The 15,363-nt window shown below is 41.2% G+C and carries 11 protein-coding genes; all 11 read left to right on the top strand.

Annotated elements, in window-relative coordinates:
- Positions 1–10 precede the first annotated feature (10 nt).
- The 11 genes from NBH14_RS10245 to NBH14_RS10195 all read left to right on the top strand — a co-directional run bounded on the left by NBH14_RS10245 (position 11) and on the right by NBH14_RS10195 (position 15,312).
- Positions 11–1,273: an ABC transporter permease gene (locus tag NBH14_RS10245; protein WP_186959048.1), complete on the top strand. Its 1,263-nt coding sequence runs from the start codon at positions 11–13 to the stop codon at positions 1,271–1,273.
- A gap of 45 nt (positions 1,274–1,318) precedes the next feature.
- Positions 1,319–2,437: an efflux RND transporter periplasmic adaptor subunit gene (locus NBH14_RS10240; RefSeq protein WP_128134820.1), complete on the top strand. Its 1,119-nt coding sequence runs from the start codon at positions 1,319–1,321 to the stop codon at positions 2,435–2,437.
- A gap of 22 nt (positions 2,438–2,459) precedes the next feature.
- A complete protein-coding gene (locus NBH14_RS10235; RefSeq protein WP_186959047.1) occupies positions 2,460–3,812 on the top strand; it encodes a TolC family protein in 1,353 nt (450 codons plus the stop codon).
- Positions 3,813–4,176: 364 nt separating this feature from the next.
- Positions 4,177–4,755, top strand: coding sequence for an RNA polymerase sigma-70 factor (locus NBH14_RS10230; protein WP_128134822.1), 579 nt, complete (start codon positions 4,177–4,179; stop codon positions 4,753–4,755).
- Between the two features lie 130 nt (positions 4,756–4,885).
- Entirely contained in the window at positions 4,886–5,878 is a 993-nt protein-coding gene (locus NBH14_RS10225; RefSeq protein ID WP_128134823.1) for a LacI family DNA-binding transcriptional regulator, read from the top strand.
- A 150-nt stretch (positions 5,879–6,028) separates the two neighbouring features.
- Positions 6,029–8,722 carry a glycoside hydrolase family 38 N-terminal domain-containing protein gene (locus NBH14_RS10220; protein ID WP_186959046.1) on the top strand — a complete coding sequence of 898 codons (2,694 nt, stop codon included), beginning with the start codon at positions 6,029–6,031 and terminating at the stop codon, positions 8,720–8,722.
- A 30-nt stretch (positions 8,723–8,752) separates the two neighbouring features.
- A complete protein-coding gene (locus tag NBH14_RS10215; protein WP_046145329.1) occupies positions 8,753–9,817 on the top strand; it encodes a uroporphyrinogen decarboxylase family protein in 1,065 nt (354 codons plus the stop codon).
- Positions 9,818–9,827: 10 nt separating this feature from the next.
- The gene (locus NBH14_RS10210) at positions 9,828–10,499 is read left to right on the top strand and encodes a cobalamin B12-binding domain-containing protein (protein ID WP_128134824.1); all 672 of its coding nucleotides are present in this window, start codon (positions 9,828–9,830) and stop codon (positions 10,497–10,499) included.
- Position 10,500: 1 nt separating this feature from the next.
- Positions 10,501–11,574 (top strand): uroporphyrinogen decarboxylase family protein, encoded by a 1,074-nt coding sequence (locus NBH14_RS10205; RefSeq protein ID WP_128134825.1) that lies wholly within the window; start codon positions 10,501–10,503, stop codon positions 11,572–11,574.
- 92 nt (positions 11,575–11,666) lie between these two features.
- Complete coding sequence (locus NBH14_RS10200; protein WP_186959045.1) at positions 11,667–13,973, top strand: glycoside hydrolase family 3 N-terminal domain-containing protein; 2,307 nt, start codon at positions 11,667–11,669, stop codon at positions 13,971–13,973.
- A 376-nt stretch (positions 13,974–14,349) separates the two neighbouring features.
- Complete coding sequence (locus NBH14_RS10195) at positions 14,350–15,312, top strand: FecR family protein (RefSeq protein ID WP_250817403.1); 963 nt, start codon at positions 14,350–14,352, stop codon at positions 15,310–15,312.
- Positions 15,313–15,363 lie beyond the last annotated feature (51 nt).

Raw genomic sequence — 15,363 nt, 5'->3', positions numbered from 1 at the left:
ACAGATAGATATGTTCGATATAGACCGTTGGGTAGAAATATGGGTGACGATCACCCGCAATAAGACCAGAAGTATGCTGACCGGTTTCGGGGTGTTCTGGGGAATCCTGATGCTCGTTATCCTGCTGGGTTCAGGGACGGGATTCCAGAATGGTGTATTGAAGAATGTGGACGGCTTTGCCACAAACTCTGCTTTCTTTTTTTCCGAACGCACCGGGGAGGCTTATAAAGGATATAAGAAAGGACGCTACTGGCAGATGCGTAACCGCGATTTGGAGACCATCCGCCAGCGTGTGAAAGGGGTCCGTTATTTGTCGCCGATGGCGATGTCGTGGGGTGGACAGAATAATGTAGTGAGAGGACAGAAGGCCGGTACATATAATGTACGCGGGGTCCATTCGGAATATTTTCAGATAGAAACGCAGCATGTGCTGGAAGGACGTTTGCTAAACGAGATAGATGTACTGGAAAAACGTAAAGTATGTGTGATCGGTAGTATTGTCCGTGAGGTGTTGTTTACACCGGGTGAAGATCCGATCGGAGAGTATATCCGTGTGAATGGAATTTATTATCAGGTAGTCGGAGTTGTAAAACCCAAACCCCGTGTGCAGATCGGCGGACGTACGGAAGAAAGTATCATGACTCCTTTTACCACTTTGCAGCAGGTAGCAAACCAGGGAGATAAATTCTGGTTCCTGTGCGCTACGGCTGACGACGGTTATCCTTGTGACAAGCTGGTGGAAGAGATTACGGCGGTGTTGAAATCGCAGAATGAGATTTCGCCGACCGATCCGCAGGCTGTCAGTAGCTTTACGATCGCGAAGCAGTTTGAAACATTCGATATGCTTTTTACGGGTATCAATATTCTTGTATGGCTGGTCGGCATGGGAACATTGCTCGCCGGGATTATCGGGGTCAGTAATATTATGATGGTGACAGTAAAGGAGCGTACCCGTGAGATCGGCGTGAGGCGTGCTATCGGAGCCAAACCGTTCGATATAATTTCACAGATCATGAGTGAGAGTCTTTTGCTGACAGCGTTAGCCGGATTGATGGGATTGAGTTGCGGAGTATTCCTGCTCGATGTAGTGAACCGGATGATGGATAGCGGAGGTGGGCCGTCTAATGACACTTTCTTCAGTGATCCGGAGATACATATCGGAGCTGCTGTTGCCGCAACCGTTGTTTTACTTATCAGCGGGCTTATGGCTGGATTGATTCCGGCCTGGCGAGCCATGCAGATTAAGGCTATTGATGCTATCAGAGAAGAATAAGGGGAATTGAATATTATAAATTGAAAATTGAAAATTAAGATAGTTATGAAGAATCGTATCGTTAAGAAAATCCTGCGAATCATCTTTTTAGTATTGGTGGGAGCCGCCGTGGTCGGCACTTTCTACTTCTTGTGGAAAAAAGCACAACCTGTCATCACCATGTATGAAGTGGTAACTCCCAAACGCGACTCAGTAGAGACGAAGACTGTGGCGACAGGAAAGGTGGAACCGCGTGATGAGGTACTTATCAAACCGCAGATGTCCGGTATCATCTCCGAATTGTTGAAGGAGGCCGGTCAGATGGTGAAGGAAGGTGAGATCATTGCAAAGATCAAGGTAATCCCTGAAATGGTTCAGCTGAACAGTGCTGAATCGCGTGTCCGTGTGGCTGGTATCAATCTGGAACAAATCACGGCAACCTACAAACGTGATGAAGAACTGTATAAACAAGGAGTTGTTGCCAAGGAAGATTATGAGACCTCTTTGTCTAATTATAAGAAAGCACAGGAAGAAGCAGAAAATGCACAGGATGCATTGGAGATTATCCGTGAAGGTATTTCACGCAGGTCTACTTCCACCAGTACGACACAGGTTCGTTCTACCATTACCGGTATGATTCTGGATGTTCCTATTAAAGTTGGTAATTCGGTGATCCAGTCGAATACGTTTAACGACGGTACGACGATTGCTTCCGTAGCCGATATGAACAATATGATCTTCAGGGGAAAAGTGGATGAAACAGAAGTAGGACGTATCCATGAAGGTATGCCTATCAAACTGACAGTCGGTGCTTTGGATAGCCGTACGTTTGATGCCACCCTGGAATATGTAGCTCCGAAAGGAGTGGAAGAAAACGGTGCCGTCCTGTTCGAGATCAAAGCGGCCGTTCAGATGCCGGAAGATGCCTTTATTCGTGCCGGTTATAGTGCCAATGCTGAGATCGTGCTGAAACGTGCGACCGATGTCCTGACCGTTCCTGAAAGTTGTGTTGAATTCAGCGGAGACTCTACCTTCGTACAGATTGTAAAACAGGAAAAGCCGGAACAGTTATTTGAGAAACGTGCTGTTACGGTCGGTTTGTCTGACGGTATCAAAATCGAAGTGAAAGAAGGTTTGGCAGAAGGTGACAAGATTCGTGGTGGTATTGTAGCTGCTAATAAGTAATAGAAATAAAAACTAATAAGCGATGAAACAAATCATATCATCCGTAGCGCTGGCCTCATTCCTTTTTTGTCTGCCCGCTGGGGCACAGGAAGCGGCAAAGCAATGGTCGTTGGAGGAATGTATCCGGTATGCTATCGAAAACAATATAGATCTGAAACAAAAGGAACTGGAACAGAAAAGCCGCGAAGTGGACTTACACACCAGTAAATACAGCTGGCTGCCCAGTGTAAATGCCAGTGTGGGTGAAAACTTTGGTTTCGGCCGCTCCGAATCGAAAGATGGCCTGATCGTAGATCGTAATTCGGCCAATACGAGTGCCGGTATCCAATTGAGCATGCCTATCTTCGACGGTTTGAAAATACCGAACGATATTGCTGCCCGCAAACTGGACCTGAAAGCATCTATCGAGACTTTGAATAAGGCAAAGGAGGACTTGTCTATCAATGTGGCTTCTTACTATCTGCAAGTTCTTTATAATAAGGAAATGTTGAAGATAGCCCAATTGCAGGTAGACCTGAGCTCTGAGCAGGTGACAAAAACCGAGGCACTCTATAATGCCGGTAAAATCCCTGTTTCCCAGTTATACGATATGAAAGCCCAATTGGCAAAAGATGAAGTAACATTGACAGAATCGCAGAACAATGTGAAACTGGCTTTACTGGATCTGACACAAAGTCTGGAACTGGAGCGGGCCGGTGAAAACTTCGATGTGCTGGAACCGGAAAGCGGTGATGCCATTGAACGTTACATGGGTAGTATCATTCCTCCTGACCAGGTATATGACAATGCTGTCATATTCAAACCGCAGATCAAGGAACAGCAATATCTGTTGGAAAGCCAGAAGAAAGCGCTCCGTATAGCCCAGGCGGGATATTATCCGAAGCTGAATTTAAGTGCCGGTTACAGTACCGGTTACTATCATAATTTCGGTGATGGCGATTATAATAACGCTCCGTTCAGTGATCAGTTGAAGAATAACGGGCAGAAATCAATCGGTTTAAGTCTGAGTATTCCGATCTTCAATCGTTTCCAGGTACGTAACAGCGTCCGTACCGCCCGTCTCTCCATAACTAACCGTGAGTTAATGATGGAGAACAGCAAAAAATCACTTTATAAGGAGATCCAACAGGCTTATTATAATGCGACGGCAGCACAGGAGAAATACATCTCTTCCGATAAGTCAGTTGATGCAAGCAAGGTCGCTTTCTCATATGCTGAAGAACGGTATGGTGCAGGAAAAAGTACTGTATTTGAGTATAGCGAAGCAAAGACGAAGTATGCGCAAAGTCTGGCCGAACAGACACAGGCAAAGTACAACTTTATCTTCCGCACCAAGATCCTTGACTTCTATAATGGAACACCAATCACTTTATAATAATATTGCAATAAGATTAAATCCTATTTTTTTAACATAATTGATTAGACACACCAAGGAGGAAGGAAGTTTCCGTGAGGAAACTTCCTTCCGTTTTTGTAAATACACATCAATGTGAGTGAATAAATATTATATTTGTCGCAGAAAAGGGATATGAAACCTCTAAAAATACATAGTTCATGAAGAACTATGTCCCTTTTCAATTTTTAATATCTATAAGAATCAACACGTTCGCGTTTCATTAGAAAATTTAAACATTATCTTCATATTACATGCTTCTCTGATTTTAAAAGGAATAGTACAATATCTATTCCATAGTTCTTCATGAACTAATATAGATGAAAAAGCGACAAGGAGATGTATTATGAATATAAGCCGTATAAATGAAGATATAATAGAACAAATCAGAAAAGGTTCGGAAAAGGCTTTTTCTGAATTGTTCAGTACCTATTATAGCTACTTGAATGCAGTCGCTTTATGTTACCTGATCGATAAAGAGGCCGGTGCAGAAATTGTAGATGATGTTTTTATTAATATCTGGAACAAGCGAGATACCTTATCGTATCCAATTCATTATTATTTAGTACGTTCTGTTCAGAATGGTTGTCTCAATTACATCCGGGCACAAAGGGTTCAGCAAAATGTATTGGATGAACATAAGGAACAAATGTTGGCTTTTCAGGAAAATTATATCCAATCGACTCCGGTTCCATTACAGTATGTAGAAATGCGTCAGACGGAAGAAGAAGTACGCTTGGCAGTAAATCAGTTACCATCAAAATGTAAGGCAGTATTTGAAGAGTATTTTTATGCAGGTAAATCAGTTGATGTAATTGCCGATAATATGGGTTTGACCGTTAGTACAGTACGAGTTCAGTTAAAGAATGCGACTGATCGTTTGAAGCAAACTCTTAAACATCTGCTTCTTTTCTTTATCTGTTGAAATCTGTTTACTCCAGCCTTTTTTATTCCTCTTTCCGGAAAAGGATCTTTCATCACTATTGTAGAGTATCGAATTAAATAATATATTTGCATGTATAGTTGATCGGTTAAGTTGTTCAAATTAAAAACAGATGGGAAAATCTCTTAAAGATATTGCAGAAGCTCTTAAGGTCTCAAAAACAACAGTTTCATGGGTGTTGTCAGGACGTGGTGATGAACAAAAGATAAGTTCGGCTACTCAGAAAAAAATAATAGATTATGCTAAACAGGTAAAATATAGACCAAATCATCTTGCTAAAAGTCTTAGTTCAGGTAAAACGAAAACAATTGGATTGGTTGTTCCCTTCATAGGAGATACTTTTTATGCCCAAGTAGCTATGGAGGTTGAACTTGTGGCAGAACAACTGGGATATACCGTTACTTTTTGCAGTTCCGAATCTAATCCGGTAAGAGAAAATAATATAATCCAAATGTTACGATCGAAGAATATTGATGGATTAATCATTGCTCCTACTAATTATGCCAAAGGTGAATTGGAGAATTTAATACAAGAAAAATATCCGTTTGTTTTAATTGACCGTTTCTTTCCGGAATTGAATACTAATTATATTATTATAGACAATATCGGGTGTAGTTATAATCTGGTTAATAAACTGATAAATGAAGGCCGTAAAAAAATAGCCATTATAACTACGGCATCGGCCCTTTTTACCATGAGTTTAAGATATGAAGGATATAAGACCGCTTTGATCGAACATGATTGTTTTATTTCTCCTCACTTATATGGAGAGGTGTCACGCAATGAGTATGAGTTAGATATCATTCGTGTATTGGATACTATTTTTGATGCGGTCCCGGATGTCGATGGATTCTATTTCACTACGCATTATTTAGGAATGGAAGGGCTACGCTATTTTTATAAACGGAATATAGATGTCAGTAAAATAGGTTTGGCTTGCTTGCATAGTACTCCGAGTTTTGAACTTTTGGCTCCTAATATGCATATAGCGTATCTTCCTATAAAAGAGATTGGTCGTGAGTCTGTACGTGTATTAATAGAAAAATTAGAAACTACCGATAATGAAGACGAAAAGGTAAAACTGGTTTTGCCTGTATGTGATTAAAAACATATCAATCGTAAGATAGTATAAGAAAATCGGAATAAATATCATTGTTTATCTCTGATAAGACACATATGTTTGCAAAATAATATTTTTTTCTTAGTTTACTTAACCGGTAAAGTTGATTAAGAGAGAAACATAATACCATGAAATATGAAAAGGCAATTTATTCTTTCAGTATGGATTTTCATACTATCACTAAGCTCATTAAACGCTCAGATTGCGGCTATAGATGTAGACAAAGGAACCGAAAAGGTTGAAGTTGAAGACATAATCATTGTTTTCAAAATGCATTTTGATATTGGTTATACTGACTGGAGTGAATCTATTTTACAGAAATACACAACCTCTATGATGGATGAAACATTACGTTCAGTAGAAGAAACGGGTAAATTACCTAAGGAAGACCAATTTGTTTGGACTCTTCCTGGCTGGCCAATGAAATATATTATGGAAAATACCTCTGAGGTTTATAAATCCGGAATAGAAAAAGCATTAAAAGATGGACGTTTCAAAGTGCATGCACTTCCTTGCACATTTGAGACTGAATCGAGTGATCTTGAAACATTGGTGCGTGGAATGTCCTATTCTTCGCAGATAAATAGAATATATGACCAACCGTTGGTACGTGGAGCTAAACTTACCGATGTCCCTAGCCATTCCTGGATACTTCCTACATTATTGACACAGGCTGGTGTGAAGATTTTGCATATTGGTTGTAATCCCGGGTCCGTATCACCGGATATACCAACCCTGTTTTGGTGGGAGGGACCGGATGGTTCGAGGTTACTCACTTTTAACTGGGCGGAATATTACGGTTCCGGTGTACTTCCTCCGGCAACCTGGAAATATAAGACATGGTTAGCAATGATACATACGCATGAAAATACGGGTGCTCCGACACCGGAAGATGTTGCTGCTGTATTGAAAGAAGCTCGTGAAAAAGCACCTAATGCTCGGATACGTATCGGTCAGCTGGAAGATTTTTATGATGCCCTGATGAAAGAAAACCCATCATTGCCTGTAGTAAAGGGGGATATGCCGGATACCTGGATTCATGGATATATGTCGATGCCTAAAGAAGTAAAAATCAATAAGGCTATGCAGCGTGTCATTTATAATACGGAAACGTTGAATTCCTTACTCAAACAGTGGAACATAACTCCCGAACCGGTTGAACCTTATGTTGAAAAGGCTATTGAACAATCTTTATTGTTTGATGAACATACTTTTGGGTTGGCAATGAGTCATGGACACCAGGATTTTTGGAAATATGGGGACGATTTTACAGTCAGCAGGGCGCAAGGGCTGTATGATTTTATAGAAACATCCTGGAATGAAAAAGGAAGTAGGGTGCACCGCGCTGAACAATATATTATTCCTTCTTTACGAAAGGATTTGAAGAAACTAGCTCAGAATGTAGCCGTTAAAGGGCGTAAAGTTGTTGTCTATAACCCGCTTCCCTGGAAACGTTCGGGTTTGGTCAGTTTCCATATGGGAGTTTATAAAAAAAATTTCCAGGTTTATGGTTTGAAGGATGAATTGACAGGTAAGATTTTGCCGGTATATAACGACTACAATCACCTGTCTTTTCATGCAGAAGATATTCCATCCCTGGGGTATAAGACTTATACGTTGGTAACATCTCCTATATCTGAGGATTCCCGAAGTTCCCGTATTGATGAAGTAGAAGCTGTGTTGGAAAACAACTATTTCAAAATAGAAATAAATAAGGAAAACGGTGCATTACTTTCTGTTTGGGATAAACAACAACAGAAAGAAATGGTCGATGGGAAGAATGAATATGGATTCGGAGAGTATATCCACGAGAAATTTGGTCAAGAGGAAATCAACCGTTATAATGCGAATTATGTGAAGCCCGGACATCATGGCTGGGCTGATCAGGAGATGGGGCGGCCGGAAAATCCAGACCTGAAATATGAAATGATAAAGGGCAGATTAAATAAAATCAAATATTTGCAGACCTCCCATTCAGTTAGTGCTACCGCATTCTGTCAGACAGGTGCTGGCGATGACTATACATTAACTTATACGTTAGAAGATAGCTCCCCTTATCTGGAAATTTGTTGGGGGATACGGAATAAACCGGCTGAATCCCAACCCGAAGGTGGTTGGCTTGCTTTTCCGTTTAATCTGTCGAATCCTTCATTCCGGTTAGGGAGAACCGGCGGTGTTGTTAATCCGGTCACTGATTTTGTAAAGAACACCAATCATGATTATTTCTTCCTGAATACCGGTATGGCTATTGTTGATAATCAAGGGAAGGGGTTTGGTCTAAATACACCGAATGCCCCGGCTGTCAGTCTGGACCGTCCCGGTCTGTTCCGTTTCTCCGGAGAGTTTATTCCCCAACGACCTAATGTTTTTGTCAATCTGTTTAATAATCAGTGGGGAACTAATTTTACAGAATGGATAGAAGGAGGTTTTTCTGCCAAAGTATATCTATGGTCGATCGATAAATACAGTAATGAGACTTCTCTTATTACACCGACAGAAGAAACGCGTGTTCCTCTGATGGCAACATATACAGAGGATGATGGAGGTGAACTTCCGCTCTTTTCCGAGGGGATTACATTGTCGGAAAAAGGAATTTTAGTTACTGCTTTCGGACCGAATACAGATGGTGAGGGAGACTTGTTGAGACTTTGGGAACAAGCTGGTAAAAAAGGCAAATGTACTGTTACATTATCCGGAAAATCATATCGGTCTGCTCAATTCTGTAATCTGCGCGGTGAACCGTTGGGAGATTCGTTTCCAATAAAGAATAATGAGCTGTCCGTCGAGATGCATGCCTATCAGCCTGTATCGATCATATTAAAAAGGTAATAAGGAATGTAATTAAATAAATAAGAAAATATGAATACGTTTGAGCCTGACTACAGAAATATTTTAAAGGTATTATATAATCAGAAACCTGATTATTTGCCTTTATATGAGCATAATATCGATGCCCCTTTTGTTTCTAAATGTATAGGGGAGGAATTGTCGTTAAATGGCCGTAAAAGCCGCTCTGATCTGGATGAGTATTTTAGTAAATATATTTCTTTCTGGAAAGAAAATACCTATGATGCATTCAGTTATGAAGCTGCGATTTGCGAAATCCTTCCCGGTCATGGGGCTATATTAGGGGGGATGCTCGGTCCTATTCAGACCCGCGATGATTTTGACAGATATCCGTTTGACGATATTCCCCGTATTTTCTGGGAAACATACAGACCTCGGTTGGAGTCTATCCGGAGAGTAATGCCCGCCGGGATGAAAGCCTATGGAGGTTGTGGATATGGTATTTTTGAAACAGCTCAGGATCTGGTGGGTTATGAAAGCCTTTGTGTCATGCAGTATCTCGACCCGGAACTTTTTGCCGACATTTTCCGGAAAATCGGTGAACTCTACGAAACATTGTGGACTAAGATGTTGGAGGAGTACGACGATCTTTTTGTCTTCTATCGCATGGGAGATGATTTGGGGCATCGTATGGCAACAATGCTCGAACCGGATACGATCCGTCAGTTTATTTTACCGCTGCATAAGAAAGTGATCGATATCGTACATAATAAGAATAAGAAGTTCTTACTGCATTGTTGTGGGAATATCAAAGAGATCATGCCTGATATTCTTCAGAACGGGATAGATGCCAAACATTCGAATGAAGACCAGATATGTCTTTTTGATGAATGGATCGATAACTATTCGGATAAAATCGGTCTGTTCGGAGGATTTGATATGAATTATCTGATCTTGAATCCGTATGACCAGGTCTTTAACAAAGTTCTGGAGGAAGGTACACGGTTCCGTAAAAAAGCGAACGGATACGGTCTGGGATCCGGCAATTCAATACCTGATTACATGCAGATAGAGGGATTCTATGCAATGGTAGATGCCGTAAAAGAGATAAGAAGAAGGGAACAATTAACTAAATAAATAGAATAGTATGGAAAACACATTAGAAAGAATAGCACTTTGTGTCGAAGTGGGTAAGATCAATGCAAAAACTCCTTATCCTCCGGCAATGAAAGGGGAAGACGGAGCTGATGAATTGACATTGAAGGCTTTGGAGCAGGGGTATTCCCCCAATGACATTTTAACAAAGGGATTGATCGTTGGTATGAACAATATCGGTGTGAAGTTCAAAGAAAATAAAGTGTTTGTGCCTCAGGTTCTGATGAGTGCAAAAGCTATGAGCGGTGGCATGCAACATCTGAAAAGATATTTTAATGACGGTTCGGTCAAACGTAAAGGTAAATTGATTATCGGTACGGTAAAAGGAGATTTACATGATATTGGTAAGAATCTAGTATGTATGATGGTGGAAGGAAATGGCTATGAGATTATCGACTTGGGGGTAGATGTTACGGAAGAAAAGTTTGTGGACGCTGTCAGAGAAAATCCGGATGCTTTTGTTGGAATGTCTGCTTTGTTGACAACCACAATGGTCAATATGGAGTCGATCAATACAGCTATAAAGACAGAGTTTCCTCAAGTGAAAACATTTATAGGCGGAGCACCTGTGAGCAGCGATTTTGCTCAGAAAATAGGTGCAGACTATTATACAGAAGAGCCTCAGCGGTTAGTAGAGATTTTAAACCAGTTAACATCTAATTGATATGACATCAAGAGAACGTTTTTTGACAGCATTATCGGGTGGTGTACCCGACAGAATTCCTATTATGGAACATCTTTTCAGTTTGAAACTTATGCAGGAGCTGTTGGGATATACAACGGTTTTGTATGATGGTAAAACACAGGCAAAGCTGGCTACCAAGCTGGGTATCGATGGTATCTGGACGCCGATTAACGGTTTCTGTGGTATCGAAGAGACTCCTCATGAACCGAATGAGATATACAAAGATGAATGGGGCGTTACCTATCAGAAAAACGGCTGGCCGATCATCGCACAAATCGATACACCTGTAAAATGCCGTGAAGATTGGGAAGCGTATACTTTACCTCCGGTCGATACGCCTTATCGCCTCAAAATTTTCAAAGATGTGAAGGCTGCTAATACGGAAGACCTGGCAGTCGTGTTGGGTACTTTGGGACCGTTCACCATGCTATCCTGGTATATCATGGATTTCGAGACATTGGCTATTACCATGTATACGGATCCGGAAATGGTACATGAAATAAATGAAGCAGTGTTGGAATGGACATTGGGGGCTATCCGCCTGGCTGTAAAGGATGGGGGAGTCGATTGTGTACAAATATCTGATGACTGGGGTGGTACGAATGCTTTGTTGATTTCTCCGGATGACTTCCGTACTTTCTTCATCCCTTATTTCAGGCGTTTGGTTGCCGGTATCAAAGAATTAGGAGTGCCGGTTATTATGCACAACGATGGAAGAATCTGGGATGTCCTCGACGATCTGGTAGATTGCGGTATCGATGGACTTCACCCTGTAGAACGGGCAGCCGGTATGGATCTGAAAAAAGTAAAAGAAAGATATAAAGGAAAGTTGACCCCTATCGGTAATGTCAATAACAAAGTGACGATGGCTTCTTCCGATCCGGATGCTGTTCGTAAAGAAGTACTGGAGTGTATCAGGGAAGCTGCTGTCGATGGAGGATATATGATTGCGACAGATCATAGTATTCACGATCTGATCCCTACGGAAAACGTGCGATGTCTGATAGATACAATCAATAAGTATGGAAAATATCCTATTGACTTGACTTTCTGATGAAAATAATAATTTTAGTCGATAAGAATGGAGAGTTTAATTTAAATAAAGTATTTTTGATGTCGATCAATTATTAAAAACAAAGGGGGATTATGATACGGTTTGTATGGGTATTTGTTGTGTTGCTGTGTGGTTCTGTTATTTGTCAGGCTCAGAAATATAAAGATCCGGCAGTACCTGTGGAAGAGCGGGTAGAAGATCTGTTATCACGGATGACGCTGGATGAGAAAATTGCCCAGATGGGAATGATTCGTCTGGATGAAGCCGGAAAGAAGGGATTAAATGGGATTGGAGCTTGTGAAAGCCCTTTCATTAAAGCAGCCGACATTGCCGGAATATCGGCTGTTTCGAAACGTTTTTTCCGTGACAGCACCCGTTTGGGAATACCACCGATACAGATCGCAGAATGTTTGCATGGTTTTCTGTCCCATGGTTCGACCGTTTTTCCCCAGGCTATAGCCCAGGGAAGTACCTGGAATCCGGAACTGATAAAGGAAATGGCTTCGGTTATAGCTCTGGAAGCTAGTAGTGCAGGTGTTGATCAGGCTTTATCCCCTTTGTTTGATATTATACGTGACCCCCGTTATGGGCGGGTAGAAGAGTGTTATGGAGAGGATTATTATTTGGTCGGTGAGATTGGTTCCGCTTTCGTTCGTGGAATGCAAGGTGAACCGGAACAGACCAGAAAGAGAATAGGTACAGGCAAGTTGATCTGTACAGCCAAACATTTTGCCGGGTACTCTGCTCCGGTGGCGGGTATAAATCTGGGGCCGACCTCTATCGGTGAGCGGGAGTTACGTTCTTCCCACTTGCCGGCTTTCCGTAAAGCTATAACGGAAGCGAATATTTATTCGGTTATGCCTTCTTATAATGAAGTGGACGGTATAGCGGCTCATGAAAGTAAGTTCTTGTTACAACAGGTTTTGAGAGATGAGTGGAATTTCCAGGGATATGTCTTTTCCGATTATGGAGCGATGGATATGCTCCGTTATTTTCATCGGACATCGGCGGACAGAAAAGAGGTTGCCCGGAAAGCAATCACGGCCGGCGTTGATTTAGAAGCGCCCTCTCTGGAATGTTATGCTTCTCTGGCGGAATTGGTTGAGGATGGTACAATCCCTGTTTCGATGATTGATACCTGTGTAAAACGCATATTACGTGTTAAATTTAAAGCAGGATTATTCGAAAAACCTTATGCTTCCCCGGAAATATCCCGGCAGGTCGTAGGAAAGGCAAGCCATAAACAGTTGGCTCAACGAATAGCCGAAGAATCTGTTATTCTGCTGAAAAATGAATCGTCCCTTCTTCCGTTAAACCGTTCGTCATTAAAGTCGGTAGCCGTAATAGGTCCGAATGCCGATCAGGTTCAGTATGGCGATTACAGTTATACCAAAGGAAATCTGTCCGGTGTGACTGTATTACAGGGAATTAAAGAGTTTGTGGGAAAAGGTACGACGGTACGATATGCAAAAGGATGTTCTATCTCCGGTGAAGATAAGGATGGTTTTGGAGAAGCACTGGACGCTGCAAATAAGTCTGATCTTATCGTTTTTGTAATGGGCGAAACCAGTTCTACTTTGTCCGGCATCGGTTGGGGAGACGAATCGACTAATAAAGCAGACGATCCGAATACTTGTGGGGAAGGCTTCGATGTAACAGATTTGAATCCGTATGGAGTACAACGAGAGTTATTGCAGGAAATATATAAAACCGGCAAACCGGTCGTTCTGGTTCTGGTACATGGACGCCCCTGGTCGATAACCTGGGAGAAAGCCCATATCCCGGCAATACTTGAAGCCTGGTATCCGGGAGAAAAAGGCGGAACAGCGATTGCCCGGATATTATTTGGAGAAGTAAACCCGTCCGGACGCTTGTCTGTCAGCATCCCTCAGAGCGTAGGCCACGTTCCGGTCTTTTACAACCATAAGCCATCCGGCAGAGGTTTTTACCATTCACCGGGTACAAAAGAAAAGCCTGGACGCGACTATGTCTTTTCTTCTCCGGATCCGTTGTTCCCGTTTGGTTACGGTTTGTCTTATACTACATTTGAATATTCGGGTTTACAAGTTTCTAAAAAGAGATTTGGCCCGGATGATAAGATACAGGTTTCTTTGGACGTAACTAATACTGGAAAGAGAGCCGGCAAAGAAGTTGTCCAGTTATATGTTCGGGACTTGATAAGTTCCGTATCCATTCCTGTAAAACAATTGATAGGCTTCACGAAAGAAGAGTTGGTTCCCGGAGAAACAAAGCGGGTGACCTTTCAGGTTTCTCCCGATGAACTGGGACTATGGAATGAAAATATGCAATATGTGACCGAACCTGGCGAATTTGAACTGATGGTAGGCCGTTCTGCGGAAGATATCCTATTGAAAGAAAAAATAGAATATATAGAATAACATATTTGAAACTCGGGTTCAGGATAAAAACAAGTTGTCCTGACATAAGTTTACTTTGGTTTTTTGTCTACTTATTTCAGGACAGGACAAGCCGTACAAATATTCGTATTATTAATATTGAACGAATAAAACATATATATCGAATGAAAGGAACATATATGTGTTTTATTCGTTTGATATATATCAAACGAATAAATGATTAGATACGCTTTCAGTAAAGCTTCTAATGAATTGAACCACTTAAACGGATCTTTTTGGACTTTTTTTGAAAATAATTTGATTTCATCTAAATTATTTCCGGCCGGGATGTGTATTAATATAAGAACGGTTAGAAAAAAGTCATATGCAAGATAAAGATATATTATTTGAGAATTTAATGAACGAATACATTGCGGGTTCAATAACCGATGAAAATAAAGGTATTTTGTTTTCGTTGGTGGAGAAGTCTGAATTGTATAGGAAGCAATACGATGAGATGGTCAAGCTGTATGCTCTTCTTCATGTCCCTGCTTTTGAGGCTCAGAAAGATTCTAAATATACAAATTTGAAAGAGAGGTTACATGTATCATCCGGTATGACTGTCGGACGTAAATGGGTAATCTATGCCCGGAATGTAGCTGCGGTTATCTTATTAATGGTAACAGTTTCTTTAGGTTCTATAATTACATATGAAGAACTGGATAATTCCGGAGATATGCTGTATAACGAGACAACGGTGCCACTGGGTTCACAGACAAAGATTCTTTTGCCGGATGGTTCGACAGCAGTCCTTAATTCCGGTTCTATTCTGAAATATCCATTATCTTATGGAAAGAAAGAGCGTAATGTTTATCTGGTAGGAGAGGGGTATTTTGAGGTGGCCAAGAACAAAGAAAAAGTATTCCAGGTACATGCCGGAGATATGAAGGTCAAAGTGACGGGTACTGTTTTCAATGTCCGGTCATATCCCGAAGACCTTTCAGCCGAAGTCTCCCTGATTAACGGAGGGGTAGATGTTTCTGTCAATAATAAATATGTTCGCTTAAAACCTGATGAAAAAGCTATTTATAATCGTGGAACAGGACAATTGTACAGCGAAAGCACTGAATCCTATAAGTCAGCGTTGTGGACAACCGGAAGGCTGAGTTTTGTGAATACTTCGTTTGCCGAAATATTGAAAGACATAGAACGGAAATATAATGTAAAGATTCATGTAGAAAGTGATAAGGTCGAAAAGGAATACTTTTCAGGAAGTATCAATCTGGAAATGTCGCTTCAGGAAGTGTTTAATTTTATTGATGTGGATAAGAAATATCGGTTCGAAGTAAGCGGTGGTGTTATTTCAGTGAAAGATAGATAAAGAGAATGATTAGTTTTTATGTTTAACCTAAAAAGTATTATTATGATAGAG

Origin of the sequence: Parabacteroides caecihominis (assembly GCF_023656785.1) — a bacterium.
In the GTDB taxonomy this organism is placed as follows: Bacteria; Bacteroidota; Bacteroidia; order Bacteroidales; family Tannerellaceae; genus Parabacteroides; species Parabacteroides segnis.
This window is presented reverse-complemented; position numbering and strand designations above follow the sequence as displayed.